Origin of the sequence: Streptomyces sp. NPDC005794 (genome assembly GCF_042871445.1) — a bacterium.
Taxonomy (GTDB): Bacteria; Actinomycetota; Actinomycetes; order Streptomycetales; family Streptomycetaceae; genus Streptomyces.
Window position 1 is genome coordinate 219,880 of the sequence record NZ_JBIAIN010000005.1, and the last position, 26,721, is coordinate 246,600.

A 26,721-nucleotide genomic window follows, 5' to 3' on the forward strand; every position below is an offset into this window, starting at 1 on the left:
CCGAGCGGCCGGGACCGTGCACCACGACACGCGTTTTCCGCACACCGAGCGCCGGTTGATCCCGACCATGCGCGCCGCCGTGCTCCTCTCAGTCGTCACTCACCCTGGAGTCCCGTGATGGACACCCCGCTCACCACCATTGCCGTCGTCGGCCTCGGCACCATGGGCACCGGCATCGCCGAGGTCCTGGCCCGTGCGGGCCGCGAGGTCATCGGCATCGACATCAGCGAAGCCGCCGCCCGGCAGGCCGTCGCCTCCCTGGAGGCCTCCACCGCACGCGCCGTGCTCCGTGAGCGGATCACGGAGCAGGAGCGGCACGACGTCCTCGCCCGGTTCCGTACGTTCACCGACCTGCAGGCCGCCGCGGAGGCGGAGCTGGTCATCGAGGTCGTGCCGGAGACGTACGAGATCAAGCAGCAGGTCTTCCGGGAGCTCGACGCGGTGGTCTCCCCCACCGCGATCCTCGCGACGGGCACGAACGCCCTGTCCGTGACCCGGCTCGCCGCCGAGTCCCAGCACCCCGAGCGTGTTCTCGGCCTGCACTTCTTCAACCCGGCGCCCGCGATGAAGCTCGTCGAGGTGGTCTCCTCCGTGCTGACCGCCCCGCCCGCCGTGGAGAGCGTCACCCGGCTCGCCCGTGAACTGGGCAAGGAACCGGTCGCGGTCGGTGACCGGCCCGGCTTCGTCGCGGACGGTCTGCTGTTCGGCTATCTCAACCAGGCCGCGGCGATGTACGAGGCGAACTACGCCTCCCGTGAGGACATCGACGCCGCGATGAAGCTGGGCTGCGGGCTGCCCATGGGTCCCCTGGCTCTGCTCGACCTGATCGGCGTCGACACGGCCCGCACGGTCCTGGAGGCCATGTACTCCGCGTCCCACGACCGGCTCCACGCACCGGCCCCGGTCCTCGGGCAGCTCAGCGAGGCCGGTCTGACCGGGCGCAAGGCGGGCCGCGGCTTCTACACGTACGACGCCCCCGGCGGCCAGGCCGTGGTGCCGGACGCGCTGACGCCGACGGAGAGCGCGGGCGCGGTCGCCGGGCGCGAGGTGTCCTCGGTGGGCGTGGCCGGGTCGGGCACGATGGCCTCGGGCATCGCGGAGGTCTTCGCGAAGGCCGGGTACTCCGTGGTGCTCGCCGCGCGCAGCCAGGAGAAGGCGGACACGGCCAAGTCGCGGATCGCCACGTCCCTGGGGCGTTCCGTCTCGAAGGGACGGATGACGGAGGAGGCACGCGACGGGACGCTCGCCCGGATCACCCCGGCGGGCTCACTGGACTCCTTCGCCGATGTCGATCTCGCGGTCGAGGCCGTCGCCGAGGACCTGGAGGTCAAGCGGCAGCTCTTCCAGACCCTGGACAAGGTCTGCAAGCCGGGCGCGGTGCTCGCGACCACCACCTCGTCGCTGCCGGTCGTGGCGGTCGCCCGGGTGACTTCGCGCCCCGAGGACGTCGTCGGGATGCACTTCTTCAACCCGGCGCCCGCGATGAAGCTGGTCGAGGTCGTCCGCACGGTGCTGACCGCAGACGATGTCCACGCCACGGTCCGCGAGGTCTGCGTGAAGGTGCGCAAGCACCCCGTCGACTGCGGGGACCGGGCCGGCTTCATCGTGAACGCGCTGCTGTTCCCCTACCTCAACAACGCGATCAAGATGGTCGAGGAGCACTACGCGACGCTCGACGACATCGACGCGGCGATGAAGCTGGGCGGCGGCTACCCCATGGGGCCCTTCGAGCTCCTGGACGTCGTCGGCCTGGACGTCTCGCTCGCCATCGAGAAGGTTCTGCACGGCGAGTTCCGCGACCCGGGTCTCGCCCCGGCGCCGCTGCTCGAGCATCTGGTGGCGGCGGGCTGCCTCGGCCGTAAGACGGGGCGCGGCTTCCGCGAGTACGCCCGCCGCTGAGGAGTCGGCGGCAGGCGTCGTGGATGAAGGAGCCATGAGGGACGACAACGCCGCGAGGTGCGTGCCCCGCCCCCGCGACGCCACGACGCCCGCAACCGGGCCCTCTGCCCCCGGGGCCGGGTGGGGCGGGTTGCTGGGACCCTCCGGCGCCCCGCACCCGCAGGCGCACTCCCCTGCACCGATGGGTTACGTTCACCTCATGTCCCAACCCGCCAAGTCCCCTCGTTCCTCCGCCACGACGGACGCCCCGGAGAGCGCCGCCGGCACCCGGGCCGCCGCCCAACGGCTCAAGATGCGCCGCGAACTGGCGGCCGCGGCGATGGAACTGTTCGCCACGAAGGGGTACGAGGCGACGACGGTCGACGAGATCGCGGGGGCCGCCGGAGTCGCCCGGCGCACGTTCTTCCGCCACTTCCGCTCCAAGGAAGAGGCCATCTTCCCGGACCACGACGACACCCTCGTCAGGGCCGAGGCCGTCCTCCATGCCGCACCCGCGCACGAGCACCCGCTCGACACCGTGTGCCGCGGCATCAAAGAGGTCATGAAGATGTACGCGGCGAAGCCGGCGGTCTCCGTGGCGCGCTACAAGCTGACCCGCGAGGTACCCACGCTCCGCGAGGCCGAGATCGCCTCGGTGGCCCGCTACGAGCGACTGTTCACGCGCTATCTACTGGGCCATTTCGATGAGCGCGACCACCACGTGGGCAATGACGACCCGCTGCTCGCCGAGGTCGCCGCGTCCGCCGTGGTGACGGCGCACAACCACGTACTGCGGCGCTGGCTGCGCGCGGACGGTCAGGGCGACGTGGAGTCGCAGCTCGACCACGCGTTCGCGATCGTGCGGGAGACCTTCGGCACGGGGATCGGGGCCGGTCGGACCGTGGGGGCCGATTCCGGGAGGGCCCCCGCGGCGTCGGTCTCCAGGGAGGGTGAGGTGCTGGTCGCCGTGGCCCGGACCGACGCGCCGCTCGACGAGGTCATGCGCACGATCCAGCAGGCCCTGAAGGACCGCTGAAGCCTGTCTCCGGCGGGCGTTCTCACCCCTCGGCGGGCCGCACGGCCGCTCCCGCGTACCAGGGCGGCGGCGCAGCGCCCTCGCTCCACGCGGCGAGCTCGTCGAGGCCGACACAGACGATGCCGCACCGTCCGGCGTATTCCAGGGCGGGTTCGGTGAACTCGCCGGTGGTGACGACGACGGCCGCCTCGGCCTCGTGCACCGCGTAACAGGTGCCGCCGAAGCGCTGCAGCTCCTGCGAGCCGACCTTGTTGCCGCTCGTGTACCTCTTGCACTGCACGACCAGGCGGCGGCCGTCCGGAGTGGTGGCCACCACGTCCGCGCCCAGGTCACCGGCGCCTCCGACGACTTCGGCGTCCAGGCAGCCGTCTCGTCGGCAGAGAGCGGCCACGGCCTCCTCGAAGTCGTACGGGTCCATGGCCGCGTAGTCGACCGGCCGTACCGGCTCGGGGCCCCCCGGGACGGCGCCGGCCGTCGGCGGCTCCTCCAGGGCGGCGTCCACGACCTCGTACGCGGTCCCGACGGCTGCCGCGGCCGCCCTGGCCGCCGCCCTCCGGTTGCGACGCACGCGCAGGAGCGCCGCGATCCCGGCCACCAGCACGACGGCCGAGGCCACAGCCACCACCGGATGCCGCTCGGCGCTCGTCAGGACCGTGCGCACCGCGAGTCCGGCTCCGCAGACCAGGACGGCGAGGAGCACGAAGCCGAACGCTGTCCGCCGGACGTCGAACTCGGGCGTGCGGCCCTTCCGGACGCCTCTGCGCACCTGTAGGCCCATCGCGTACCCACCCCTTGTCCCTTACGGCCACATCAAGATCACTTCCGTCTGCCCCACGGCCGCCGGTTGACGCACCGGCCGGGTAAACCCGGTGGTCGGGCCGGGGCCGGCGTGCTCTGATGCGCGGATGGAACCTGACGGGACGCTGGCCCTTTTCGACCGCGAGATGCGCGAACACGCCCGGCCCGACGGCCCCGGCACCAGAGTCGAGAGGGTGGGTGACGTCGTACGGCAGACCGGCGGCCCCGACGACTGGAACGGCATCGTGTGGACGGCTCCGGACCTCACCCCCGCCCGGGCGGAGTCGGGGATCGCGGCACAGGTGGAGCACTACACCGCCCGGGGGCTCGACGAGTTCGAGTGGAAGCTGTACGCGCACGACGGCCCGGATGGCCTGGGCGGACTCCTCGCTGCGGCCGGGTTCGCGTCCGAACCGCCGGAGACCCTGCTGGTGGCACCGGTCGCGGAGCAGGCCGCGACGGTGGAGCTTCCCGAGGGCGTCGTCATGCGGGACGTGACCGATGAGGCGGGGGTGGAGCTGATGGTCCGGGCCCATGAGCTGGCCTTCGGCACCGACGGCTCGCGGCTGCGCCACCGGACGCTGGCCCGCCTCGCCGAGGCACCGGACACGTTCGTCGCGGTGGTCGCCATGGCGGGCGACGAACCGGTGAGCTCGGCCCGCATGGAGATGCACCCCGGTACCGGCTTCGCCGGGCTGTGGGGAGGAGGAACCGCGGCGCCCTGGCGGGGCAAGGGGATCTACCGGGCCCTGATCGCCCACCGGGCGAGCCTCGCCGCCGGGCTCGGCTACCGCTTCCTCCAGGTCGACGCTACGGATCAGTCCGCCCCGATCCTGCGGCGGCTCGGCTTCACCGCCCTGAGCACGACGACGCCGTACGTGTACCGCACCGCGCCGTAGCACGCATAAAAGGGGGAGCACCATGACATACCGCCCATGATGTTGCTCATGCGTGCCTACGAGATGACAACTGAGAGAAATTGTTGGCACTGGGTGCCTTGCCACCTGTCACGCAGTGCCATACGTTGAAAGTGTCCGGGCGGCCGGCGTGCAGAGATCTCTCGTACGCCGGCTGTCCCCGCAGACCACGTGTCCGCGCGCCCGGACGCCTGCGTCACAGGCAAACCCTTCTGCTCCACCGAGCAGGCCCAGAGCAGCACCCGCCGAACCGACGGCACACCTCCACACCGCACCACTCCCCTGACCACAGGGGTCCTCCGAGCGTTTCCCCCGACGCCGGACACCCGATCTGCCGGAGGCATCACCGTGAAGGAAATCCTGGACGCGATCCAATCGCAGGACAGCACGGCTGCGGACTTCGCGGCCCTGTCCATCCCCGAGTCGTACCGCGCGGTGACCGTGCACAAGGACGAGACCGAGATGTTCGCCGGTCTCGCCACCCGCGACAAGGACCCGCGTAAGTCGCTGCACCTGGACGAGGTGCCCGTGCCCGAACTCGGTCCCGGCGAGGCCCTCGTGGCCGTGATGGCCAGCTCGGTGAACTACAACTCCGTCTGGACCTCGATCTTCGAGCCGCTGTCGACCTTCGGTTTCCTGGAGCGCTACGGAAAGCTCAGCGAGCTGACCAAGCGCCACGACCTCCCGTACCACGTCATCGGATCCGACCTGGCGGGTGTCGTCCTGCGCACCGGTCCCGGCGTCAACGCCTGGACCCCGGGTGACGAAGTCGTCGCGCACTGCCTCTCGGTGGAACTGGAGTCCTCCGACGGCCACAACGACACGATGCTCGACCCGGAGCAGCGCATCTGGGGCTTCGAGACCAACTTCGGCGGACTGGCGGAGATCGCCCTCGTCAAGTCCAACCAGCTGATGCCGAAGCCGAAGCACCTCAGCTGGGAGGAGGCCGCGGCTCCGGGCCTGGTCAACTCCACCGCGTACCGCCAGCTCGTCTCGCGCAACGGCGCGGGCATGAAGCAGGGTGACAACGTGCTGATCTGGGGTGCCAGCGGTGGACTGGGCTCCTACGCGACACAGTTCGCGCTGGCCGGCGGCGCCAACCCGATCTGTGTCGTCTCCAGTGACCAGAAGGCGGAGATCTGCCGCAGGATGGGCGCGACCGCGATCATCGACCGCAACGCCGAGGACTACAGGTTCTGGAAGGACGAGCACAACCAGGACCCGCGCGAGTGGAAGCGATTCGGCAAGCGCATCCGTGAACTGACCGGCGGCGAGGACGTGGACATCGTCTTCGAGCACCCGGGCCGCGAGACCTTCGGCGCGAGCGTGTACGTGACCCGCAAGGGCGGCACCATCGTGACCTGTGCTTCGACCTCGGGCTACAACCACGAGTACGACAACCGCTACCTGTGGATGTCCCTGAAGAAGATCGTGGGCTCGCACTTCGCCAACTACCGCGAGGCCTGGGAGGCCAACCGGCTGGTGGCGAAGGGCAGGATCCACCCGACGCTCTCCAAGGTCTACTTCCTGGAGGACACCGGCCAGGCCGCGTACGACGTGCACCGCAACCGCCACCAGGGCAAGGTCGGCGTGCTCGCGCTGGCGCCCCGCGAGGGCCTGGGCGTGCGCGACACGGAGCTGCGCGAGCAGCACATCGACGCCATCAACCGCTTCCGTGACGTCTGAGGCCGACGATGACCGAACGTCAGAAGGACCGTCCCTGGCTCATGCGGACGTACGCCGGTCACTCGACCGCCGAGGCGTCCAACGAGCTCTACCGGCGCAACCTCGCCAAGGGCCAGACGGGGCTCTCGGTCGCCTTCGACCTGCCCACGCAGACGGGCTACGACCCGGACCACGTCCTCGCCCGAGGCGAGGTGGGCCGGGTCGGGGTCCCCGTCTCGCACCTCGGTGACATGCGGCGGCTGTTCCAGGACATCCCCCTGGAGCAGATGAACACGTCGATGACGATCAACGCCACCGCGATGTGGCTGCTGGCGCTCTACCAGGTCGTCGCCGAGGAACAGGGCGCCGATCCGGACAAGCTGCAGGGCACCACGCAGAACGACATCGTGAAGGAGTACCTGTCACGGGGGACGCACGTCTTCCCGCCGGGTCCTTCGCTGCGGCTGACGACCGACATGATCACGTACACGGTCAACCGCATCCCGAAGTGGAACCCGATCAACATCTGCAGCTACCACCTGCAGGAGGCGGGGGCCACACCGGTCCAGGAGATCGCGTACGCCATGTCGACGGCCGTCGCGGTCCTCGACGCGGTGCGCGACTCCGGCCAGGTGCCCGAGGAGAGGTTCGGCGACGTCGTCGCCCGCATCTCCTTCTTCGTGAACGCGGGAGTCCGCTTCATCGAGGAGATGTGCAAGATGCGCGCCTTCGGCCGCATCTGGGACCGGATCACACGCGAGCGGTACGGCATCACCGACCCCAAGCAGCGCCGCTTCCGCTACGGCGTGCAGGTCAACTCCCTGGGGCTGACCGAGGCGCAGCCGGAGAACAACGTCCAGCGCATCGTGCTGGAGATGCTGGCCGTCACCCTCTCCAAGGACGCCCGCGCCCGCGCCGTACAGCTGCCCGCCTGGAACGAGGCACTGGGGCTGCCGCGTCCGTGGGACCAGCAGTGGTCGCTCCGCATCCAGCAGGTGCTGGCGCACGAGAGCGATCTGCTGGAGTACGAGGACATCTTCGCCGGTTCGCACGTCATCGAGGCCAAGGTCGACGAGCTGGTCACCGAGTCGCTGGCCGAGATCGACAGGATCCAGCAGATGGGCGGCGCGATGGCCGCCGTGGAGTCGGGTTACCTCAAGTCGGAGCTCGTCTCCTCGCACGCCACGCGGCGGGCCCGGATCGAGGGCGGCGAGGAGAAGATCGTCGGCGTCAACATCTACGAGACGACCGAGCCCAACCCCCTGACCGCCGACCTGGACGCGGCGATCATGACGGTGGACCCCGAGAACGAGGCCCGGGTCGTCACCGCGCTGCACGAGTGGCGCGACAACCGTGACGAGGCACGCGCCACGGAGGCGCTGACGGCCCTGAAGAAGGCCGCGGCGGGCACCGCGAACATGATGGAGGCGACCGTCGAGTGCGCACGGGCCGGTGTCACCACCGGTGAGTGGTCCTGGGCGCTGCGCGACGTGTTCGGCGAGTTCCGGGCGCCGACGGGTGTCTCGTCCGCGCCGGTGGCCGTCACCGCGGAGGCCGGGACCCCTCTGGCTCTGGTCCGCGAGAAGGTGGCACGCACCGCCGGGGACCTGGGCGTCGGACGACTGCGCCTGCTGGTCGGCAAGCCGGGCCTCGACGGGCACTCCAACGGCGCGGAACAGATCGCCGTACGCGCGCGGGACGCCGGCTTCGAAGTCGTCTACCAGGGAATCAGGCTGACGCCCGCGCAGATCACCGACGCCGCGCTGGCCGAGGACGTGCACTGCGTCGGCCTGTCCATTCTGTCCGGCTCGCACGCCGAGCTGGTGCCGGACGTGCTGAACCGGCTGCGCGAGGCCGGCGCGCCGGACATCCCCGTGATCGCCGGCGGCATCATTCCCCCGGCCGACGCGCACGCCCTCCTCGAAGCCGGCGTCGCCGCCGTCTTCACCCCGAAGGACTTCGGCATCACCCGGATCATCGGTCGTATCGTCGACGAGATCCGGAAAGCGAACAAGCTCGACCCTCTGGAGGTCTCCGCATGACCACGCCCACGACGCCCGTGAACCGGATGCGTCCGCGCCGCTCCTGCCTCGCCGTGCCCGGCTCGAACCCGCGGTTCCTGGAGAAGGCCCAGGGCCTGCCGGCCGACCAGGTCTTCCTGGACCTGGAGGACGCCTGCGCGCCGCTCGCCAAGGAGGGCGCCCGGCACCACATCGTCGACGCCCTGAACGACGGTGACTGGACCGGCAAGACCCGGGTCGTGCGGGTCAACGACTGGACGACGCACTGGACGTACCGCGACGTCATCACGGTCGTCGAGGGCGCGGGCCCGAACCTCGACTGCATCATGCTGCCGAAGGTCCAGGACGCGCAGCAGGTCGTCGCGCTGGACCTGCTGCTGACGCAGATCGAGAAGACGATGGGCTTCGAGGTGGGCCGTATCGGCATCGAGGCGCAGATCGAGAACGCCAAGGGCCTGGTGAACATCGACGACATCGCCGCCGCGTCGCCCCGCCTGGAGACCCTGATCTTCGGCCCGGCCGACTTCATGGCCTCGATCAACATGAAGACCCTGGTCGTCGGTCAGCAGCCGCCCGGCTACCCGGCGGACGCGTACCACTACATCCTGATGCGCATCCTGATGGCGGCCCGTACGCACGACCTCCAGGCGATCGACGGCCCGTTCCTGCAGATCCGCGACGTGGACGCGTACCGCGAGGTCGCGGGCCGCGCCGCCGCGCTGGGCTTCGACGGCAAGTGGGTGCTGCACCCCGGTCAGGTCGACGCGGCGAACGAGGTGTTCTCGCCCTCGCAGGAGGACTACGACCACGCCGAGCTCATCCTCGACGCGTACGACTGGTGCACCTCGGAGGAGGGCGGCAAGAAGGGCTCGGCGATGCTCGGCGACGAGATGATCGACGAGGCCAGCCGCAAGATGGCCCTGGTCATCGCGGGCAAGGGACGCGCGGCAGGCATGCAGCGCACCTCCACGTTCGAAGCTCCGGAGGCCTGATCATGCAGTTCGGACGCACATACGAGGAGTTCGAGGTCGGTGCTGTCTACAAGCACTGGCCCGGAAAGACGGTCACGGAATACGACGACCACCTCTTCTGCCTGCTGACCATGAATCATCACCCGCTGCACATGGACAGCAACTACGCCGAGAAGACGACCGATTTCGGAAAGAACGTCGTCGTCGGCAACTACATCTATTCGCTGCTGCTCGGCATGTCGGTGCCGGACGTCTCCGGAAAGGCGATCGCCAATCTGGAGGTGGAGTCGCTGAAGCACGTCGCGCCGACCTTCCACGGCGACACGGTCTACGGCGAGACGACCGTGCTCGACAAGACGCCGTCGAGGTCCAAGAGCGACCGCGGCATCGTGTACGTCGAGACGAGGGGCTACAAGCAGGACGGCACGCTGATCTGCGTGTTCCGCCGCAAGGTGATGGTCCCCACCGAGACGTACACCAAGGAGCGCGGCGGGGAGCAGCCCGGCCGCCCCGAGATCGATCAGCCGTCGAGCAAGAACGTGGAGAAGCAGCCATGAGCCGACTCGCGCAGACCGCCGGTCTGACGGATGTCCAGCAGGAAATTCTCTCCACGGTCCGGAATTTCGTCGACAAGGAGATCATCCCTGTCGCGACCCAACTGGAGCACCGCGACGAATATCCGACGGACATCGTCGAAGGACTCAAGGAACTCGGCCTGTTCGGGCTGATGATTCCCGAGGAGTACGGCGGCCTGGGCGAGTCGCTCCTCACCTACGCCCTGTGCGTCGAGGAGATCGCCCGCGGCTGGATGAGCGTGTCGGGCATCATCAACACGCACTTCATCGTGGCCTACATGCTCAAGCAGCACGGCACCCAGGAGCAGAAGGACACGTTCCTGCCGCGGATGGCGCTGGGCGAGGTCCGGGGCGCGTTCTCGATGTCCGAGCCGGCGCTGGGCTCCGACGTCGCCGCGATCTCGTCCAAGGGCGTGAAGGACGGCGACGAGTACGTCCTCGACGGTCAGAAGATGTGGCTGACGAACGGCGGCACGTCCACGCTGGTGGCCGTCCTCTGCAGGAGTGACGAAGGACACTCCCCTTCGGAGACCGCTGCCGCTCCGCACAGGTCGATGACCACTTTCCTGGTGGAGAAGGAGGCGGGCTTCGGGGAGGTCCGCCCCGGTCTCACGATCCCGGGGAAGATCGACAAGATGGGCTACAAGGGCGTCGACACGACCGAGCTCATCATGGACGGCCTGCGCATTCCAGCCAATCGTGTGCTCGGCGGCACCACCGGCCGGGGTTTTTACCAAATGATGGACGGCGTCGAGGTCGGCCGGGTCAATGTCGCCGCGCGTGGCTGTGGCGTCGCACAACGTGCGTTCGAACTGGGCGTGTCGTACGCCCAGCAGCGCGAGACCTTCGGAAAGCCGATCGCCCAGCACCAGGCGATCCAGTTCAAACTGGCCGAAATGGCCACCAAGGTCGAAGCCGCGCATGCGATGATGGTCAATGCGGCACGCAAAAAGGACTCCGGGGAGCGCAATGACCTGGAGGCAGGGATGGCGAAGTACCTCGCCTCCGAGTACTGCAAGGAAGTCGTCGAGGACGCCTTCCGTATCCATGGCGGTTACGGCTTCTCCAAGGAGTACGAGATCGAGCGCCTCTACCGCGAGGCCCCGATGCTGCTGATCGGTGAAGGTACCGCCGAGATCCAGAAAATGATCATCGGTCGCCGGCTACTCGAGGAGTACCGGTTCCAGGGCTGAACATCCCTTTCGAGGTGATTTGGTGGCGAAGAACATCACACCAGGTCAGCCGTGTCCGGAGCGTTTCAGCCGTCCGACTCGGCTGCTGGCTTGCCCAGTTGCCGCTCGCACCCGATAGCATCGACGGAAAGCCGCCGTCCCCCCCGTTGCCAGCGCGGCATCATCCGCTACGAAGGTCATCCATGCCCGACAGCCAAATCTCTGCACCACGCGGCGGGGTCCGCCTTGCGCGCGGAGCATCGCCGTGGCTCCTCCCGACCGTCGCCACCGCGGCACTCAGCCTCGCCCGGGCCCGCCGGTCCGGACGCTGGGCCGCCGTGGCCGTGCCCACCACCGCGCTCGCGGCGGGCATGCTGTGGTTCTTCCGCGACCCCGAGCGCGAGATCACCCAGGGCCGCGTCATCTCGCCGGCCGACGGCGTGGTGCAGAGCATCATGCCGTGGAAGGACGGGCGCACCCGCGTCGCGATCTTCATGAGCCCACTGAATGTTCACGTCAACCGGGCTCCCCTGTCCGGCACCGTGACCTCGGTCGAGCACATCCCGGGTGGGTTCGTCCCGGCGTTCAACAAGGAGAGCGAGAACAACGAGCGCGTTGTCTGGCACTTCGACACCGAGCTCGGCGACATCGAGATGGTGCAGATCGCGGGAGCGGTCGCCCGTCGCATCGTCCCCTACATCCCGCAGGGTACGAAGGTGGAGCAGGGCGAACGCATCGGTCTGATCCGCTTCGGCTCGCGCGTGGACATCTACCTTCCGGAAGGTGTCGACGTCGCGGTCGAGGTCGGCCAGGCCACCACCGCGGGGGTGACTCGAATTGACCGTGATTGATCCCGATACCCAGGCGAGCTGGGTGCCCGAGGCGGAGGAGCAGGACGACGCCGAGGACATGCCGCTCTCGATGCGGCTGTCGATAGCGGACACCCTCACCCTCGGTAACGCCACGTGCGGTTTCATGGCGGTGTACTTCACCACCACGGGGATCCTCATCCCGCACCTCACGGGCAGCGACGAGTCGGGCATGGCACGGCACTCCGCGGCCACCGCGGTGATCCTGATGCTCCTGGCCGCCGTGTTCGACCTGTTCGACGGGCTCGTGGCGCGCAAGCTGCGCTCCTCCCCGATGGGCGCGGAGCTGGACAACCTCTCCGACCTGATCAGCTTCGGCCTCGCACCGGCGTACTTCGTACTGGTGTACGGAATGGTCGCGGACGACGCACACCAGCGAGTGTCCGCGCTCGCCGCGGTCGTGGTGCTGCTGGCGGTGGTGCTCAGGCTTGCGCGGTTCTCGTGCGTGACCTTGAAGGACGGCATGTTCCAGGGCATGCCGAGCCCCTTCGGAGCGCTCACGGTCGTCTCGATCGTGCTGCTCGAGCTGCCCTTCGTGCCGACGCTGCTCGCGATCGTCGGAGTGGCGTGGCTGATGGTCAGCCGGGTCGAGTACCCGAAGCCGCGAGGCGTCCTCGCGGTGGCGATGCTCAGCTGGATCGTGGCCGCGATGGGGCTCCTCGCCGCCTGGGCGTTCGACGCCCCCGGTGGCCAGCTGCTCCTCCAGACCGGCTGCGCGCTGCAGGTCGTCCTGGGGGCGGTGATCCCGCTCTTCGCCACGGCACGGCGGGTGAACACCTTCCGTGACAACCGGCGCGAGGCACGGGCGGCGCAGCTCCCGTAACCCCGCGGAACACCCTGTGACGAGGGCCCGGATGCTCCCCGGCATCCGGGCCCTCGTACGTGCCCCGGGCCCTCAGCGAATGCGTCGCCCCCTGCCCCGGGGGAAGCTGGACTGTGTGCAGGACCAAGCCGCCTCGGTCTCCGCGGGTTCGGGCACGGAGCTGCTGGACAGCGCCGTGGCCCACATCGTGCGGGAGACCGGCGCGTCCGTCGCGATGCTGTATCTGCTGCCGGAGAACGGCACCACGCTGCACCTGGCCCTGCTCACCGGGGTGCCGGACGAGCTGGCCACCCCGTGGACCCGGGTTCCGCTGTCGGCGCCGATGCCGGTGGCGGACGCCGTACGTCTGGGCTGTCTGATCTGGCTCGGCAGCCAGGAGGAGCTGGCACACCGCTATCCGCGCGCCGCGCTCGTCCTGCCGTACCAGTTCACGCTGGCCGCCGCCCCCGTCCGCACCGGGACCACCGCGCGTGGCGGACTCGTACTGCTGTGGCCCGGGTCGCATCCCCCTCAGCTGACGCCCGAGGAGCGCCTTGCCGTCGTCAGGGGATGCCACGGCATCGGCACGCTTCTGCAACAGACAGAGGCCGACGGCTACCCCGTCGTTCCGGGGGCATCGCCGAGAGTGATGCCCCCGCCCGAGCCTGCCGTGCCGGACCCGGACAAGGCCGCGGCGGCCGTGGAATTCGTCCAGCGGCTGCCCGGCGGGAGCGTCGCGCTGGCGCTCGACGGGACCATCACGTACCTCAACGACGCGGCTGCGGCGCTGCTGGGGACCCGGACGGACGACGTGTGCGGCACGCTGCCCTGGGTGTCGCTCCCCTGGCTGCACGACCCCGCCGTCGAGGACCACTACCGGGCCGCCGTCATCAGCCGGCAGCAGACGAGCTTCACCGTGCTGCGACCGCCGGACCTGTGGCTGTCGTTCCAGCTGTTCCCGAACGCCACCGGCATCAGCGTACGGATCCTGCCCAGCTCGGAGCCCGGCCTCACGGAGGTCACGGCCCCGAAGCTGCCGCCGCCCTCGGCCGTGCACAGTCGGGCCACCGCCCTGTACCACCTGATGCATCTGGCGGCGACGCTCACCGAGGCGGTGGGCACGCAGGACGTGATCGAGCTGGCCGGCGACCAGGTGATGCCCGCCTTCCGGATCCAGAGCCTGATCATCATGACGTCGACGGAGGGACGGCTACGGGTCGAGGGCTGCCGCGGCAGCCACCCCACGCTCATGGACCGTTTCGACGGTGCGCCACTGACTTCGCCCACACCCGCCGCGCACGTGCTGATGACGGGCATCCCCGATTTCTATCCCACCTTCACCGAGCTGCAGCGCGCGTATCCGTCGGCGGGCCTCCGCCAGGCCGTGGCCGCCTGCGCCTTCCTCCCGCTGATCGTCTCAGGGCGCCCGATCGGCTCGCTGGTCCTCGCCTACGACCGGCCGCACCCCTTCGAGCCCGAGGAACGCGCCCTGCTCACCTCGATCGCGGGGTTGCTCGCCCAGGCACTGGACCGCGCCCGCCTCTACGACGTCAAGGACCAGCTCGCGCACAGCCTGCAGGCCCACCTCCTGCCCCACACCCTGCCGCGGTTCACCAGTCTCGACGTCGCGGCCCGCTATCTCCCGGCCACCCGGGGCATGGGAATCGGCGGGGACTTCTACGACCTGATCCGGCTGGACGACACCACGGCCGCCGCGACCATCGGCGACGTACAGGGTCACAACGTGAACGCCGCCGCGCTCATGGGACAGGTCCGCACCGCCGTGCACGCCTCCGCCGGCGCGCCGCCCGACGAGGTGCTGTCCCGCACCAACCGTCTGCTCACCGACCTCGATCCCGGCCTGTTCACCAGCTGCCTCTACATCCATCTCGACCTCGCCCGGCACAGCGCGTGCCTCGCCACCGCGGGCCACCCCGCACCGTTGCTACGACATCCCGACGGGCAGACCGAGGTTCTCGGCCTGCCGCCCGGCCTCCTCCTCGGCATCGATCCCGCGTCCCGCTACCCGACGGCCGAGGTCCCGCTGCCGCCCGGCGCGGCGCTCGCTCTGTACACCGACGGACTCGTGGAGGCGCCGGGCGTGGACTTCGACGACGCCACCGCCGATCTGGCCGCGCACTTCGCCCTTGCCCAGGACCGGAGCATGGACTCCGTCGCCGACACACTCGTGCGGTACGCGAAGGAGGCCACGCCCGGCACCGACGACATCGCGCTGCTGCTGATCAAGGCGCTCCGGCCGGAGGGCTGAGGTGGGCCGGCACCATGTCCTTGCCGAAAGGGGCTGGAGAGCCCTGGGGCGCCGAGGCGGTGGGGTTCATCGACGCCCCAGGGCGTTCTGGGGGTGGCGGCTCGGGACTCAACCGCCGTAGAGGTCGCCCAGGCTGATGCCCGTGGTGCTGGCCTGACCGCCGAGCCTGACCTCGTGGTCGAGGCTGACGAACTTCCCGCCCGACTGCCACAGAGCGGGCTTGAGCAGGGCGTACTTGGCCTCGTCCCACGTCGCCCAGTCGTAGCCCAGCAGCCCTCCCGTGTCACCGGAGTTGGGGTTGATGCACCAGAAGGTCTGGTGGATGCCGTTCTCCACGATCAGATCGCGCAGGGCGGTCATCCACTTCTCGTTCGGACCGTCGTCGAGGTGACCGCCCCATTCACCGATGAACAGCGGTGCGGTGCCGTCCTTGTGCAGGTAGAGCCAGTTGGGGTCCCAGACGTCGCGCTCCAGCGTGGCGCGGTTCCACTCCCCCTGGAACCAGGGCTGCTGGTACACCAGCGGCCCGTAGTCGTGCGGGGAGTAGACCAGTTGGTCCTGCTGCGCGCCGAGGTCGACCGGGTGGTCCTTCGCCCCGCGCAGGTTTCCGCCCCACCACATGCCGTGGTAGTCGGTCGCCGAGGTGGAGGCCCAGTTCGCCCCGTCCTTGGGGTAGATCTCGATGCCCTCGCACATCACGAGGACGGCCGGGTTGATCGCGAGGATGCGCTTGCCGGCGGTCTCGCAGACGTACTTGAAGTTGTCCTGGTCGGTGGAACCGTCCCACTTGGCCCGGGGGCTGTCGGACTGCTTGCCGTGGGGTTCGTTCTTGACGTCCATCGCCACCAGGGTGTCGTTCGTCCTGTACCGGGCGGCCACCCACTCCCAGGCGGAGTAGAAGTGCTCGGGGGTGATCGCGCCCTTCCACCACACGGGATGCACATGGCCGGAGTTGTCGGCCTCCGCGCTGTGGACGTCGAGCATCACCTTGATGCCGTACTTCTCGGCCACGCCCAGGAAGGCGTCGAAGACCCCCAGCGTCGTCCTGCCCTCGAGCTCGGGGTTGGCCCAGGTGTTGACCGCACCGGAGACGGCAGCCTGGCCGTTCTTCCACTCCAGCAGGAGCTGGGTGGAGATCGGTACGCGGACGATGTTGATGCCGCGCTCCGCCATCTGCCTGGTGATCGTGTCCAGGTTGGCGGACCACAGGCCGTGGAAGACGCGCTCGGTGGCGTTGAAGCCGAACCAGTTGGCACCGGTCAGCCAGACCTGATTGCCCTGTTCGTCGACGATCCGGTTTCCCTCGGTGTGCAGCCAGTCCGTGCCGGCGGCTGACGCGGTGCCGGCCGCCGCCTCCTCAGCGGTACCTCCCGTCGCACCTGCGCCTGCGGCCTGAGCCGTGACCGGGCCGGAGAGCGCCATCAGCAGGGCGGTCGCGGTGACCGCGGCGGCCGTCGCCCTGGCCAACCGTTCTCTCATCCGTGGCTTCATCCGTTGTCGCCTTTCGGGGGGTGAGGCGGGCAGCGAGGATGGGAGCGCTCCCATTCCGTTGGTCACATGAAGCCAGCACGGCAGAACGACTGTCAATGGGCATGACAACGTTCACCTCTTGAAAAGGCGTACCCCCCACAGGTGCTCGACATTCCCACCGCCGAGTCGTTTATTTGAGTAATGAAGACGAAATCTTGCGCAGCACCGTGGTCTTCTTTACGTCGGAACTCCTAGCCACGACTTCAACTGGCGCTTCGGCGTCGCCCGATCTGGTTCAGCGGACTCAACGAACCGATCGACGACGCCACCATCAACATCACCGACAGCGAGATCCTGGACAGCTCCTACGCCGCGATCCATCTGATCGAGGGCGCGAGCAACGGACTGCCCTTCGACGACATCAGGATCGACGGGGCGGGCACGTACGCGCTGCAGATCCAGGCTCCGGGCACGGCCTCGTTCAACAAGGTCGTCGCCACACACATCGCCCGGTCCAACCCGATCCACAACTGCGTGGGCAGCGGCTTCCAGATCTCCCAGGGCACCGGTAACTCGGGCAGGTACGCGAACCCGCCCGCCTGTACGGGTGTCTGGCCCGACCCGGTGTGGACCAACGGAGGGGTTCCCGGTGGCGGTGGCCCGACGGACCCGACCGACCCCCCGGATCCGACGGACCCGCCCGAAGAGACGGGCAACCTGGCGCAGGGCCGCCCGGTCACCGAGTCCGGCCACGCCGATGTCCACGGCGCCGGCAACGCGGTGGACGGCAACGCCGACAGCTACTGGGAGAGCCGCAACAACGCCTTCCCGCAGTCCGTCACCGTGGACCTCGGTGCGGCGAAGACGGTCGAGCGGCTGGTGCTGAAGCTTCCTCCGGCCGCCGCCTGGGCGACGCGCACGCAGACGATCGGTGTGACGGGCAGCACCGACAACTCCGCCTACAGCTCCCTCAAGCCGTCGGCGGGATACACCTTCAGCCCTTCGGGCGGTAACACCGCGACGGTGGCGCTCACCGGGACAACCGTCCGGTATCTGCGGCTGACGTTCACGGCGAACAGCGGCTGGCCCGCGGGCCAGCTGTCCGAACTGGAGGCCTACACCCACTGACCGCGCACGGACGGGCCCGGCCTCCGCCGGGCCCGTCGCTGTGCGGGGAGGGTCAGGGCTTGAGCGTGAAGGACTCGGCGGCCGGGGCCACCTCGGCCGGGCGGACCACCTTGAGGCCACCGGGGGCCTTGGCGTCCGGCTTCATGACGACGGTCTGCCGGGTGGAAGGCGCCGCCGGGTCGGTGAAGTCGTGCGAGATCCCGAAATCACCACCGAAGTCCTTGATGGTGAGCAGAGCCTTGTCGACGCCCTCACGGGTGAGGTCCTTCGAGTCGCAGGCCTTCTCCAGTGCCTCGCCGAAGACGGACGCGGCGTTGTATCCGGCGATGACGCCGTTGTCGAGCCCGTCCTTCGGGTACTGGGCCGCGTAGGCCTCGGCGAGCTCGGACGGTCCTGCCGCCGGGTCACCGATGGGCAGGGTGGAGGCGCCGATGTAGTAGTCCTTCTGCAGGGCGGCACCCGCCTGGGTCGCCAGGAGCTGCGGGGCGTACGCGGAGTTGTTGCCGACGACCGGGACGTCGAAGCCGGTGGCCGCGGCGACGCCGACCAGGGAGGCCGCCTGACGCGGACCCGCGCTCACGATGACCGCCTTCACGCCGGCCTGCTTGAGCGCGGACACCTGGGCGGTCATGTCGTTGTCGGTCGGCTTGATCTTCTGCTCGACGACGGTGAGGCCCGCTTCCTCCGCCGCGTGCTTCGAGCCCGCCAGGGCGTTCTCGCCGTAGTCGCCCTCGAAGTAGACGTGGCCGATCTTGTCGCCCTCGGCGATGCGCTTCTCGGCGAGCAGGAAGTCGATCAGGTTGATCGTCTCGACGTCGTACGTGGCTCCGATGACGCGGACGTACGCGGAGCCGACCAGGTTCGCCGACCAGGCCTGGGGCAGGACGATGGCCTTGTCCTGGCCGTCGATGCGCGACTCGACGGCGGACACGAACGGGGAGCCGATGAACTGGGTGAAGCCCAGCACCTCCGGTTCGAGCTCGGTGTAGGCGCCGATCGCCTTCTGCGGGTCGTATCCGTGGTCACGGACGGTCAGTTCGATCTGCCGGTCGCAGATGCCTCCGGCCTTGTTCGTCTCCTGCACCCAGAGCTGCTGGGCCTGGGTGACGCTCTTGCCCAGCGAGGCGTACACGCCGGTCATGTCGGTGAGTGCACCGAGGGTGATCTTCGAGTCGGTGACTCCCTCCCCGGTCTTCACCCCCTTCTTGTCCGCGGCGCCGTCGTCCGACGACTTCGCCTTCTCGCTGCATCCCACGAGAGTGAGCGTGAGAGCCGCGGCAACGGCTCCGACAACACGTAGCTTCATTTCTTCTTCTCCCCTGGATTCTTCAGACGCGCAATGCCGCCGGGCAGGAACAGGACGACCGCGACGACCGCGGCGCCGTACAGATAGCGGGACGCCTCGCCCGGTGCGATTCCGCCCGTACCGGGGGCGGACACGAGGGGGAGGGAGTCGCTGTAGTGGGTGAGCACCTGCGGGAGCAGCGACACGAACGCGGCGCCGATGACGGCGCCCGCGACACTGCCCAGCCCGCCTATGACGATCATGGCGAGGTACTCGAGGGACAGGATCATGCCGAAGTACTCGGGCACGGTCCGCTGGAAGACCAGCGCGAGCAGGACGCCCGCGAGGCCCGCGTACATCGAGGACAGGACGAAGACACCGGCGCGGTACCCGGCCACCGGCACCCCCATGACGCCGGCGGCGATCCGGTGGTCCCGGATGGCGTTGAGCGCCCGGCCGGGCCTGCCGCGCAGCACACCGCGGGCGAAGAGCCCGCCGGCCAGGAGCGCCGCCAGTCCGAGGTACCAGAGCTTCTCGGAGGACTGGAAGGGCACTGCGGCGACGAGCACCTCGGCGTCGTCGAAGGTGAACCCGAACAGCGAGAGGGGCGGCACCGGACGGCCGTTGAAGCCGCCGGTGAGCGAGCCCGCGTTGAACAGCACGTGCTGGCCGATGAAGATCAGCGCGAGTGTGGCGATACCGAGGTAGGCGCCGCTCAGCCGTCCCGCGATGGGGCTGAAGAGACCGCCCGCGGCCCCCGCCAGGAGTACGGCCAGGATCGCCGCGAGCCAGGTGGGGAGGCCGAGGCCGGTGAGGGCGTGCCCGTTCTCGGTGCTGCTCTCCCCCGCCAGGATGCAGTAGCTGTACGCGCCCACGGCGAGGAAGAAGGCGTGCCCCATGGAGAGCTGGCCGGTGGAGCCGGTGAGCAGGTTGAGCCCGATCGCCCCGATCGCCGCGGCCATCGCGAAGAGTCCGGCCTGGAGCCAGAAACGGTCCAGGTAGAACGGGAGGAGCAGGAGCAGGACGGAGCCGGCCAGCCAGAGATAGGGGGCGGGGCGGCGCAGTCGGCCCGCGAACGTGCTTCCCGCGGCGGTGTCCTTGGTGGCTTCAGACACGGGACAGCTCCTTCGTACCGAAGAGTCCCGCCGGGCGGACGAGCAGGACGACCACCATCACCAGGTACGGCGCGAGATCACCGATGCCCCGTCCGAGGAAGGAGAGGTCGCTCTGGTAGCCCGTGGCGAGTGACTCGGTGACTCCGACAACGAGCCCACCGACGAGTGCCCCGGTCGTCGAGTCGAGACCGCCGAGGATCGCGGCGGGGAACGCCTTGAGCGCGGCGAGTGAGGTGGCCCGTTCCAGGCCCGGGGTCGGGAACACCGTGAGGAAGAGCGCGGCGACCGCGGCGAGGGCTCCGGCGACCGCCCAGGCGGAGAGGGACACCCGGCCGAGCCGGATGCCCATCAGCGCGGCGGTCTGCGGGTTCTCGGCCGCCGCCCGCATGGAGACGCCCCACGAGGTGAAGCGGAAGGCGAGCAGGAACACCGTGATGAGCAGCCCCGCGACCAGGAACGCCGCGATGCGGGTCTCGGCGAGGGTGACGCCCCCGAGGGTGACGACGTCGTCACCCCACGGGTCGCCCGGCGACATCACGTCCGTCCCCATGCGCCGGACGAGTTCGGTGGTGAGGAGGATGTCGACGCCGATGGTGACGATGGCCAGGACGCTCTGGTCGCTCCCCCGGTAGCGGCGCATGACGAAGAACTCGACCGCCGAACCGACGACCGCCGCGCCCGCGATGCCGACGCCGAGCGCCGGCCAGAAGCCGATGTCGTCGTGGAGTACGGCGGTGACGTATCCGCCCGCCAGGAGCAGCGAGGCGTGGGCGAAGTTGACGACCTCGGTCGCCTTGAAGATGACGACGAAGCCCAGGGCGATCAGTGCGTAGACCGAGCCGATCGACAGGCCGCCGAGGAGGAGTTCGATGAAGGTGGTCATTCCTGTGCCCCCAGGTAGGCCTGCACGACGGCCGGGTCGTTCTGGACCTCGGCGGGCGTGCCACCCGCGATCCTGCGTCCGAAGTCGAGTACGGTCACGGCGTCCGCGAGCCGCATCACCACCCCCATGTCGTGTTCGACCATGACGATCGAGATGCCGAGGCTGTCGCGGACGCCGGCGACGACGGCCGCGGTGCGGCGGCGCTCGTGCGCCGTCATGCCCGCGATGGGCTCGTCCAGGAGCAGGACCTCGGGCTCCATGCACAGGGCGCGGCCGAGCTCGACGAGCTTCTGCTTCCCGTACGGGAGGGCGCCTGCGGGGAAGTCGAGTTCCTTCTCCAGGCCGATGAACCCGGCGATCTCACGCACGCGTTCGAGGTGCCGGCGGGCCTCCCGGGTCGCGGAGGGCAGCCTCAGTCCGGAGGCCACGAAGCCGGCGCGGGTGAGCCGGTGCCGGCCGAGCATGAGGCTTTCGGCGACGGTGGCGTGCGGCGGCAGGGCCAGGTTCTGGAAGGTGCGGGCGACGCCGAGGTCGGCGATCCTGTGCGGGGCGAGACCGGTGAGTTCGGTGTCCCCCAGGCGCACGCTGCCCGAGGTGGCGCGGTAGACGCCGGAAAGCACGTTGAAGGTGGTGGACTTGCCCGCGCCGTTGGGTCCGATGACGGCGTGCACGCTGCCCGGCTCGACGGTGAAGGAGACCGAGTCGAGGGCGGTGAGTCCGGCGAAGCGTACGGTCACGTCGCGTACGGCGAGGGGGGCCGGGGCTGTCGTCACGCGGACCACCTGCTCAGGGCGCGGGTGGCGCCTTCCGCCTGGGCCGCGTCCTCGGCGGCCGTCTCGTCGACGACGCCGAGGTAGCGGCGGCGTACCTCGTCGGAGGCGGCGAGCTCGTCGGCCGGACCGTCGAGTGCGACCTCGCCGACGTCCAGGACGTACGCGGTGGAGGCGAGCCGCAGCGCGATGGCCGCGTTCTGCTCGACGAGCATGACGGCGGTGCCGCTCGCGTTGATCTCCTGGATCGTCTCGGCGATCTTCGCCGCCATCAGCGGGGCGAGGCCGAGCGACGGCTCGTCCAGCAGCAGCAGACGGGGCGCGGCCATCAGGGCCCGTCCCATCGCCAGCATCTGCTGCTCACCGCCGGACAGCAGGCCGGCCCGCTGGTGCGCGCGCTCGGCGAGCACCGGGAACAGGTCGTGTACGCGGTGGAGGGCGGCGGCCGCCGCCTTGCGCCCGCCGCGTGCCCCGAGTGCGCCCGCCCGCAGGTTGTCCGCCACCGTCATCCGGGCGAACACCTGCCGCCCTTCCGGTACCTGGATCACTCCCGCCGCCACCACCTGCGCGGGGCGGAGTCCGTCCAGGGGACGGCCGTCGAAGCGGATGGTGCCCGTGCCCGTGCCGCGGTGGAAGCCGAGGGTCCGCGATACGGCCCGCAGCAGCGTGGTCTTGCCGGCGCCGTTGCCACCGAGTACAGCGGTGATCGCGCCGGCGGGCACGTCGACGGAGACGTCGCGCAGTGCCCGTACCGGGCCGTAGCCCACGGACAGTTCGCGGATCTCGAGCGTTGCCATGCGTCCTCCTCCTTCCGACTGGTCGTTGTGGTGCCACAGACCAGCAGCGGGCGCGGCGCGCGTCCACGACCCCGGGCGCAATCGCTGCGGGTGACCAGTCTTCGAGGGGCCCGGTTGTGCGTGTGCACAGAGGGAGGTGATGCGCGGTCGTCCCCGGCGCGGCCGGTGGCATCCTCACCAGCCATGAGCGGCTCGGCTGCGGAACGGAGCGAAGAGATGCGGCGGCGCAGTGACGAGCGGGGCCGGGCGCTGCTCGACGCCCTGCTGGAGGACCGGTCGGAGCCGGGCCTCGCGGCGCGCGCGGCGAGCGGTCTGGATCTGCCGGAGCAGGGCCGTTACGCGGTGGCCGTGCTGCGGGGCGGCGGGGGCGGGCCGGCGGGCGTCGCGCTGGAGGCGGACGGGCTGCGGTTCTTCCGGCGGGAACGAACGGACCGGGAGATCCTCGTCGTCGCCCTGGGTGACCGGGATCCGGCGGCGCTCGCCGCGCTGCTGGTGCGGTGGTGCACGGGCGCCGGGGGGATCGGCCCGGTGGCCGACGGGCTGGCGGGGCTGGGGGCCGCGCGCCGGCTGGCCGAGGTGGCACTGCTGACCTGTCCGCCGGGCGTGCGGGAGATCGTCCGGCTGGAGGAGCGGCTGCCCGCGGCGCTGCTGGTGAGCCAGCCGGAGCTGTCGGCCCGGCTGGTCACGGATGTTCTCGGCCCGCTGCTGGCGCTGGACCCGGCGGACCGGGCACTGCTGGTGCGGACGCTCGACGCGTGGCTGGAGTGCGGCGGATCCGCGGGGCGGGCGGCGGGGCGGTTGTACTGCCACCGCAACACCGTGCTCAACCGTCTGCGGAGGCTGGAGCGACTGACCTCTCGGTCGCTGTCACGGCCGCGCGAACTGATCGAGATGATGCTGGCGCTGGACGCGTTCAGACTGACGGCGGGGCGGCCGTGTGGGGGTGCCGGGCGGGCACCCCCTCACGGCGGTGCGTCAGGACAGGAAGTCGCGGGCGATCGCCTCGGCCGCTCGTTCCAGCAGGGGTCCGGCCTGGGCCATGCAGACGGCCGGATCGGGCTCCAGGTCCGTCAGGGCGTAGGCCCGCCTGATACCCGCCTCGCCCAGTGCCTCCGGCGGCAGGGCCAGGCGCCCGCACACGGCGACGGCCTCCACTCCCGCGGCGCGGGCCGCTGCCGCGACCCCCGCCGGGGCCTTGCCGTGCAGGGTCTGCTCGTCGAGCGAGCCCTCGCCGGTGACGACGAGTGTGGCCCGAGCCAGCGCGGGGGCGAAGCCCAGGACGTCGAGCATGACCTCGATGCCGGGCCGGAAGCGTGCGCCCAGTGCGACGAGTGCGCCGTAGCCGATGCCTCCGGCAGCGCCCGCTCCGGGCAGCGCGGCGGTCTCGGGTCCCAGCACGGACGCGTAGTGGACGAGCGCCGCGTCGAGGACGGCGATGTCGTCCTCGGTGGCCCCCTTCTGCCGTCCGTAGATCTCTGGGGCGCCCTTCGGGCCGGTCAGCGGGTTGTCCACGTCGCTGGCCAGGATCAGGTCGATGTCCGCGAGCCGGGGGTCGAGCCCCGACAGGTCGGCCTCGGCCAGCTCGGCGAGTGCGCCGCCGCCGGGACCGACGGGCTTGCCGTCGCCGTCCAGGAGACGCGCCCCGAGTGCGGCGAGCATGCCCGCGCCGCCGTCCGTCGTGGCACTCCCGCCGACGCCGAACACGATCGTCCGGGCGCCCGCGTCGAGGGCGGCCGCCAGCAGTTCCCCGGAGCCGTACGTGGTCGCCGTGAGCGGGGCGAACTCCCCTGCGGGCAGGTGCTGGAGGCCCGAGGCCTCGGCCATCTCCACCACGGCGGTCGTGTCGCGCACCGCGTACGCCGCCGTGACCGGGGTCCCCAGCGGCCCGGTCACCCGGGCCTCATGTCGCTCGAATCCGGCGGCCACCGCCGCCGCGACCGTACCGTCGCCGCCGTCCGCGACGGGCAGGGTCTCCACCCGCACCCCGGGGGCGACACGCCGCAGTCCGGCCGTCACACGCTCCGCGACCTGTACGGCCGTCAGGGAGCCCTTGAACTTGTCCGCCGCCACGAGCACGTGGGGGGTCTTCATCGCTGCTCCGTCCGTCACCTTGCATCCCTTTGCTTTCGAACAGGCAGTCGCGCCGTCCCGACCTTATCCGGACCACCCCTGATCTGCCCATGGCTGTCCGCCCTCCGGCCGGTTCCGTCCGGAAGGCCCTGTTCCACGGGCGGCAGCGTCCTCTCGGTGAGCAGCACCACGAACGCCGTGAGGGTCAGCAGCCCGCCCACGAGGAACGTGGTCCGCACGTCCGACGAGGACAGGATCATGCCGCCGAGCAGCGCCCCTGCCGCGATCCCGGCGTTGTAGGCGCCGGAGTTGGCCGCCAGCGCGATCTCGGTACGGCCGGGAGCGACGCGGAGCATCTGGTTCTGCGTCGCCATGAACACCGGCCCGAGCGAGCCCCCCAGCAGCGCCAGGCACGCGACTGCTCCGGCCTGGATGGTACCGGTCGCGTACAGGCCCAGCATCCCGGCCGCCTGGGTGGCCACGGGAACGACCAGTGTTCCGCGCGGGAAGCGGTCCAGGAGAGGTCCGGCGATCGTCACGCCGGTCAGGCCCGCGATGCCGGAGACCATCAACAGGGCGCCCGCCGAGGTGTCGGAGAAGCCACTCACGTCACCCAGGAACTTCACCATGTACGTATAGCCCGTGAACGCGCCCGTGACGGACAGCACGGTGGTCACCAGCACGATCCCGAACCGGCGCCTGTCGGGTGCCGAGCCGTATGCGGCGTGCCCCTCCCCCGGACGCGAGGTCGGGAGCAGAGCGGCGATCGTCACGAGGGAGACCAGCCCCAGCCCGGCCAGCACGACGAGAGGGACCTGCCACGTGCTCTGCTGGCCCAGCCACGTGCCGACGGGGACACCGAGCACCAGGGCCAGCGAACCGGCCACCGACAGCGCCCCGATCACCCGCCCCCGGACAGGCGTTGCGAACAGGCCGACCGCCACGGGTCCCATCACCGCCCAGAACAGCGCCTGGGCGAGCGCGGTCACCAGCCTGGTGGCCATGAGCAGCCAGTAGCCGGCGCCCAGCGCCGACACCAGGCTGGACAGGACGAGCGCGGCCAGGAGCACGGTGAGCACATGACGGCGCGGCATGGACCGTGTGGCGTGCGCGATCGGCAGGGAGACCACGGCGACGGTCAGTCCGTACGCGGTGACCAGAAAGCCCACCGCCGAGAGGGACACCTGGAGGTCGGCCGAGATGACCTCGAGCAGCCCGATCGGAAGGTTCTCCGTGGTGTTGAAGGTGAACGCGGCCAGCATCAGGGCCGCGAGCAGGGCCAGTCCGTGCCGGCGAGCCGGCCGTGCCGTTGCCATGCAGCCTCAATCCTGGGTGTTCACGCTTGTCGGACCTCCTTCAACGTACACACGAGCATGGCTGTGTCCCTTCATTGCGGGTGCCCGTGGGCGGCGCACGGCGCGCGACGGCGGCATGCGGAAATACCGTCGCGGCCGGCGCGGGCCGTTCCGTAGGGTCGGGTCATGACTCTCGTCGCGATCCTCAGCGGCGCCGGCATCTCCACGGACTCCGGCATCCCCGACTACCGCGGGCCGCAAGGCCTTTGGCGCAAGGACCCGGAGGCGGAGAAGCTCGTCACGTACGACTTCTACATGTCCGACCCGGAGATCCGGCGCCGCTCCTGGCAGATGCGCCGTACCAGCGCGACGTGGGGCGCCGAGCCGAACGCCGCCCATCGAGCGGTGGCCGCGCTGGAGAGTTCCGGCACCCCGGTCCGGGTGATCACACAGAACGTCGACGGACTGCACCAGCTCGCCGGCCTGTCCGCCCGCAAGGTCGTCGAACTCCACGGCACCGCACGCAAGGTGGTCTGCACCCGGTGCCACGCCCGGTCGGCCATGGCGGACGCGCTGGCGCGGGTGGAGGCCGGCGAGGCGGACCCGCCGTGCACGGTCTGCGGCGGGATCCTGAAGTCGGCGACGGTGATGTTCGGCGAGCGCCTGGATCCGCAGGTGCTGGCCGAGGCGATGGCGATCACCAAGGCCAGCCAGGTGTTCGTCGCGGTGGGCACGACCCTCCAGGTGCAGCCCGCGGCCTCACTGGCCGGCATCGCGGTGGAGCACGGGGCCCGGCTCATCGTGGTGAACGCCGAGCCGACCCCGTACGACGCGCTGGCCGAGGAGACCGTCCGCGAACCCATCGGGACGGCCCTGCCCGCGCTGCTGGAGCGGCTGGCCGAGGGCACGGCCTGAGAGGTCCTCCCCCGGACCGG

General features: G+C 70.2%; 21 protein-coding genes and 2 pseudogenes. 14 read left to right on the forward strand and 9 right to left on the reverse strand.

The window, feature by feature from the left end; all coding sequences use genetic code 11:
* The first annotated feature begins 117 nt into the window (after nucleotides 1-117).
* On the forward strand, nucleotides 118-1,899 hold the full coding sequence (locus ACFYQ5_RS10255) for a 3-hydroxyacyl-CoA dehydrogenase family protein (protein WP_389195907.1): 1,782 nt from the start codon (nucleotides 118-120) through the stop codon (nucleotides 1,897-1,899).
* Nucleotides 1,900-2,098: 199 nt separating this feature from the next.
* Nucleotides 2,099-2,914 (forward strand): TetR family transcriptional regulator, encoded by an 816-nt coding sequence (locus ACFYQ5_RS10260; RefSeq protein ID WP_389195910.1) that lies wholly within the window; start codon nucleotides 2,099-2,101, stop codon nucleotides 2,912-2,914.
* A 22-nt stretch (nucleotides 2,915-2,936) separates the two neighbouring features.
* Here the strand turns inward: ACFYQ5_RS10260 and ACFYQ5_RS10265 are convergent, their stop codons facing one another.
* Nucleotides 2,937-3,692: a restriction endonuclease gene (locus tag ACFYQ5_RS10265; RefSeq protein WP_389195913.1), complete on the reverse strand. Its 756-nt coding sequence runs from the start codon at nucleotides 3,690-3,692 to the stop codon at nucleotides 2,937-2,939.
* A 127-nt stretch (nucleotides 3,693-3,819) separates the two neighbouring features.
* Here ACFYQ5_RS10265 and ACFYQ5_RS10270 point away from each other — a divergent pair, with 127 nt between their 5' ends.
* The 9 genes from ACFYQ5_RS10270 to ACFYQ5_RS10310 all read left to right on the forward strand — a co-directional run bounded on the left by ACFYQ5_RS10270 (nucleotide 3,820) and on the right by ACFYQ5_RS10310 (nucleotide 14,973).
* Nucleotides 3,820-4,611 (forward strand): GNAT family N-acetyltransferase, encoded by a 792-nt coding sequence (locus tag ACFYQ5_RS10270; RefSeq protein ID WP_389195916.1) that lies wholly within the window; start codon nucleotides 3,820-3,822, stop codon nucleotides 4,609-4,611.
* 366 nt (nucleotides 4,612-4,977) lie between these two features.
* Nucleotides 4,978-6,315, forward strand: a complete 1,338-nt coding sequence (gene ccrA / locus ACFYQ5_RS10275) for a crotonyl-CoA carboxylase/reductase (protein WP_389195919.1) — start codon at nucleotides 4,978-4,980, stop codon at nucleotides 6,313-6,315.
* Nucleotides 6,316-6,323: 8 nt separating this feature from the next.
* Complete coding sequence (locus ACFYQ5_RS10280) at nucleotides 6,324-8,336, forward strand: protein meaA (protein WP_389195922.1); 2,013 nt, start codon at nucleotides 6,324-6,326, stop codon at nucleotides 8,334-8,336.
* The gene (locus ACFYQ5_RS10285) at nucleotides 8,333-9,307 is read left to right on the forward strand and encodes an HpcH/HpaI aldolase/citrate lyase family protein (RefSeq protein WP_389195925.1); all 975 of its coding nucleotides are present in this window, start codon (nucleotides 8,333-8,335) and stop codon (nucleotides 9,305-9,307) included. The genes ACFYQ5_RS10280 and ACFYQ5_RS10285 overlap by 4 nt, the downstream gene beginning before the upstream one ends.
* 2 nt (nucleotides 9,308-9,309) lie before the next feature.
* On the forward strand, nucleotides 9,310-9,843 hold the full coding sequence (locus ACFYQ5_RS10290; protein WP_389195928.1) for a MaoC family dehydratase: 534 nt from the start codon (nucleotides 9,310-9,312) through the stop codon (nucleotides 9,841-9,843).
* The gene (locus ACFYQ5_RS10295; RefSeq protein ID WP_389195931.1) at nucleotides 9,840-11,054 is read left to right on the forward strand and encodes an acyl-CoA dehydrogenase family protein; all 1,215 of its coding nucleotides are present in this window, start codon (nucleotides 9,840-9,842) and stop codon (nucleotides 11,052-11,054) included. The genes ACFYQ5_RS10290 and ACFYQ5_RS10295 overlap by 4 nt, the downstream gene beginning before the upstream one ends.
* Before the next feature lie 182 nt (nucleotides 11,055-11,236).
* Nucleotides 11,237-11,884, forward strand: a complete 648-nt coding sequence (locus ACFYQ5_RS10300; protein ID WP_389195934.1) for a phosphatidylserine decarboxylase — start codon at nucleotides 11,237-11,239, stop codon at nucleotides 11,882-11,884.
* Nucleotides 11,885-11,906: 22 nt separating this feature from the next.
* Complete coding sequence (gene pssA, locus ACFYQ5_RS10305) at nucleotides 11,907-12,725, forward strand: CDP-diacylglycerol--serine O-phosphatidyltransferase (protein ID WP_389196414.1); 819 nt, start codon at nucleotides 11,907-11,909, stop codon at nucleotides 12,723-12,725.
* 115 nt (nucleotides 12,726-12,840) lie between these two features.
* On the forward strand, nucleotides 12,841-14,973 hold the full coding sequence (locus ACFYQ5_RS10310) for a SpoIIE family protein phosphatase (protein WP_389195938.1): 2,133 nt from the start codon (nucleotides 12,841-12,843) through the stop codon (nucleotides 14,971-14,973).
* Nucleotides 14,974-15,081: 108 nt separating this feature from the next.
* Here the strand turns inward: ACFYQ5_RS10310 and ACFYQ5_RS10315 are convergent, their stop codons facing one another.
* A complete protein-coding gene (locus ACFYQ5_RS10315; RefSeq protein ID WP_389195941.1) occupies nucleotides 15,082-16,452 on the reverse strand; it encodes a glycoside hydrolase family 5 protein in 1,371 nt (456 codons plus the stop codon).
* Nucleotides 16,453-16,696: 244 nt separating this feature from the next.
* Here ACFYQ5_RS10315 and ACFYQ5_RS10320 point away from each other — a divergent pair.
* A pseudogene (locus ACFYQ5_RS10320) lies at nucleotides 16,697-17,571 on the forward strand (discoidin domain-containing protein); the annotation flags it as partial.
* A 52-nt stretch (nucleotides 17,572-17,623) separates the two neighbouring features.
* Here ACFYQ5_RS10320 and ACFYQ5_RS10325 read toward each other — a convergent pair.
* Genes ACFYQ5_RS10325 through ACFYQ5_RS10345 form a run of 5 tightly spaced genes read right to left on the reverse strand, consistent with a single transcriptional unit; the run spans nucleotide 17,624 to nucleotide 22,421 of the window.
* Nucleotides 17,624-18,877, reverse strand: coding sequence for an ABC transporter substrate-binding protein (locus tag ACFYQ5_RS10325; RefSeq protein ID WP_389195944.1), 1,254 nt, complete (start codon nucleotides 18,875-18,877; stop codon nucleotides 17,624-17,626).
* On the reverse strand, nucleotides 18,874-19,971 hold the full coding sequence (locus tag ACFYQ5_RS10330) for a branched-chain amino acid ABC transporter permease (protein WP_389195947.1): 1,098 nt from the start codon (nucleotides 19,969-19,971) through the stop codon (nucleotides 18,874-18,876). The genes ACFYQ5_RS10325 and ACFYQ5_RS10330 overlap by 4 nt, the downstream gene beginning before the upstream one ends.
* Entirely contained in the window at nucleotides 19,964-20,854 is an 891-nt protein-coding gene (locus tag ACFYQ5_RS10335) for a branched-chain amino acid ABC transporter permease (protein ID WP_389195949.1), read from the reverse strand. The genes ACFYQ5_RS10330 and ACFYQ5_RS10335 overlap by 8 nt, the downstream gene beginning before the upstream one ends.
* Complete coding sequence (locus ACFYQ5_RS10340; protein WP_389195952.1) at nucleotides 20,851-21,636, reverse strand: ABC transporter ATP-binding protein; 786 nt, start codon at nucleotides 21,634-21,636, stop codon at nucleotides 20,851-20,853. Before ACFYQ5_RS10340 ends, ACFYQ5_RS10335 begins: the two co-directional genes overlap by 4 nt.
* Complete coding sequence (locus ACFYQ5_RS10345; protein ID WP_389195955.1) at nucleotides 21,624-22,421, reverse strand: ABC transporter ATP-binding protein; 798 nt, start codon at nucleotides 22,419-22,421, stop codon at nucleotides 21,624-21,626. The genes ACFYQ5_RS10340 and ACFYQ5_RS10345 overlap by 13 nt, the downstream gene beginning before the upstream one ends.
* 216 nt (nucleotides 22,422-22,637) lie before the next feature.
* Here ACFYQ5_RS10345 and ACFYQ5_RS10350 point away from each other — a divergent pair.
* Nucleotides 22,638-23,270, forward strand: a pseudogene (locus ACFYQ5_RS10350) (PucR family transcriptional regulator); the annotation flags it as partial.
* A 126-nt stretch (nucleotides 23,271-23,396) separates the two neighbouring features.
* On the opposite strand, the gene ACFYQ5_RS10355 reads toward ACFYQ5_RS10350, so the two are convergent.
* Nucleotides 23,397-24,512: a glycerate kinase gene (locus tag ACFYQ5_RS10355; RefSeq protein ID WP_389195957.1), complete on the reverse strand. Its 1,116-nt coding sequence runs from the start codon at nucleotides 24,510-24,512 to the stop codon at nucleotides 23,397-23,399.
* Between the two features lie 14 nt (nucleotides 24,513-24,526).
* Nucleotides 24,527-25,807, reverse strand: a complete 1,281-nt coding sequence (locus ACFYQ5_RS10360) for an MFS transporter (protein ID WP_389195960.1) — start codon at nucleotides 25,805-25,807, stop codon at nucleotides 24,527-24,529.
* Nucleotides 25,808-25,972: 165 nt separating this feature from the next.
* Between ACFYQ5_RS10360 and ACFYQ5_RS10365 the strand changes: the two genes are divergently transcribed.
* A complete protein-coding gene (locus tag ACFYQ5_RS10365; RefSeq protein WP_389195962.1) occupies nucleotides 25,973-26,701 on the forward strand; it encodes an NAD-dependent deacetylase in 729 nt (242 codons plus the stop codon).
* Nucleotides 26,702-26,721 lie beyond the last annotated feature (20 nt).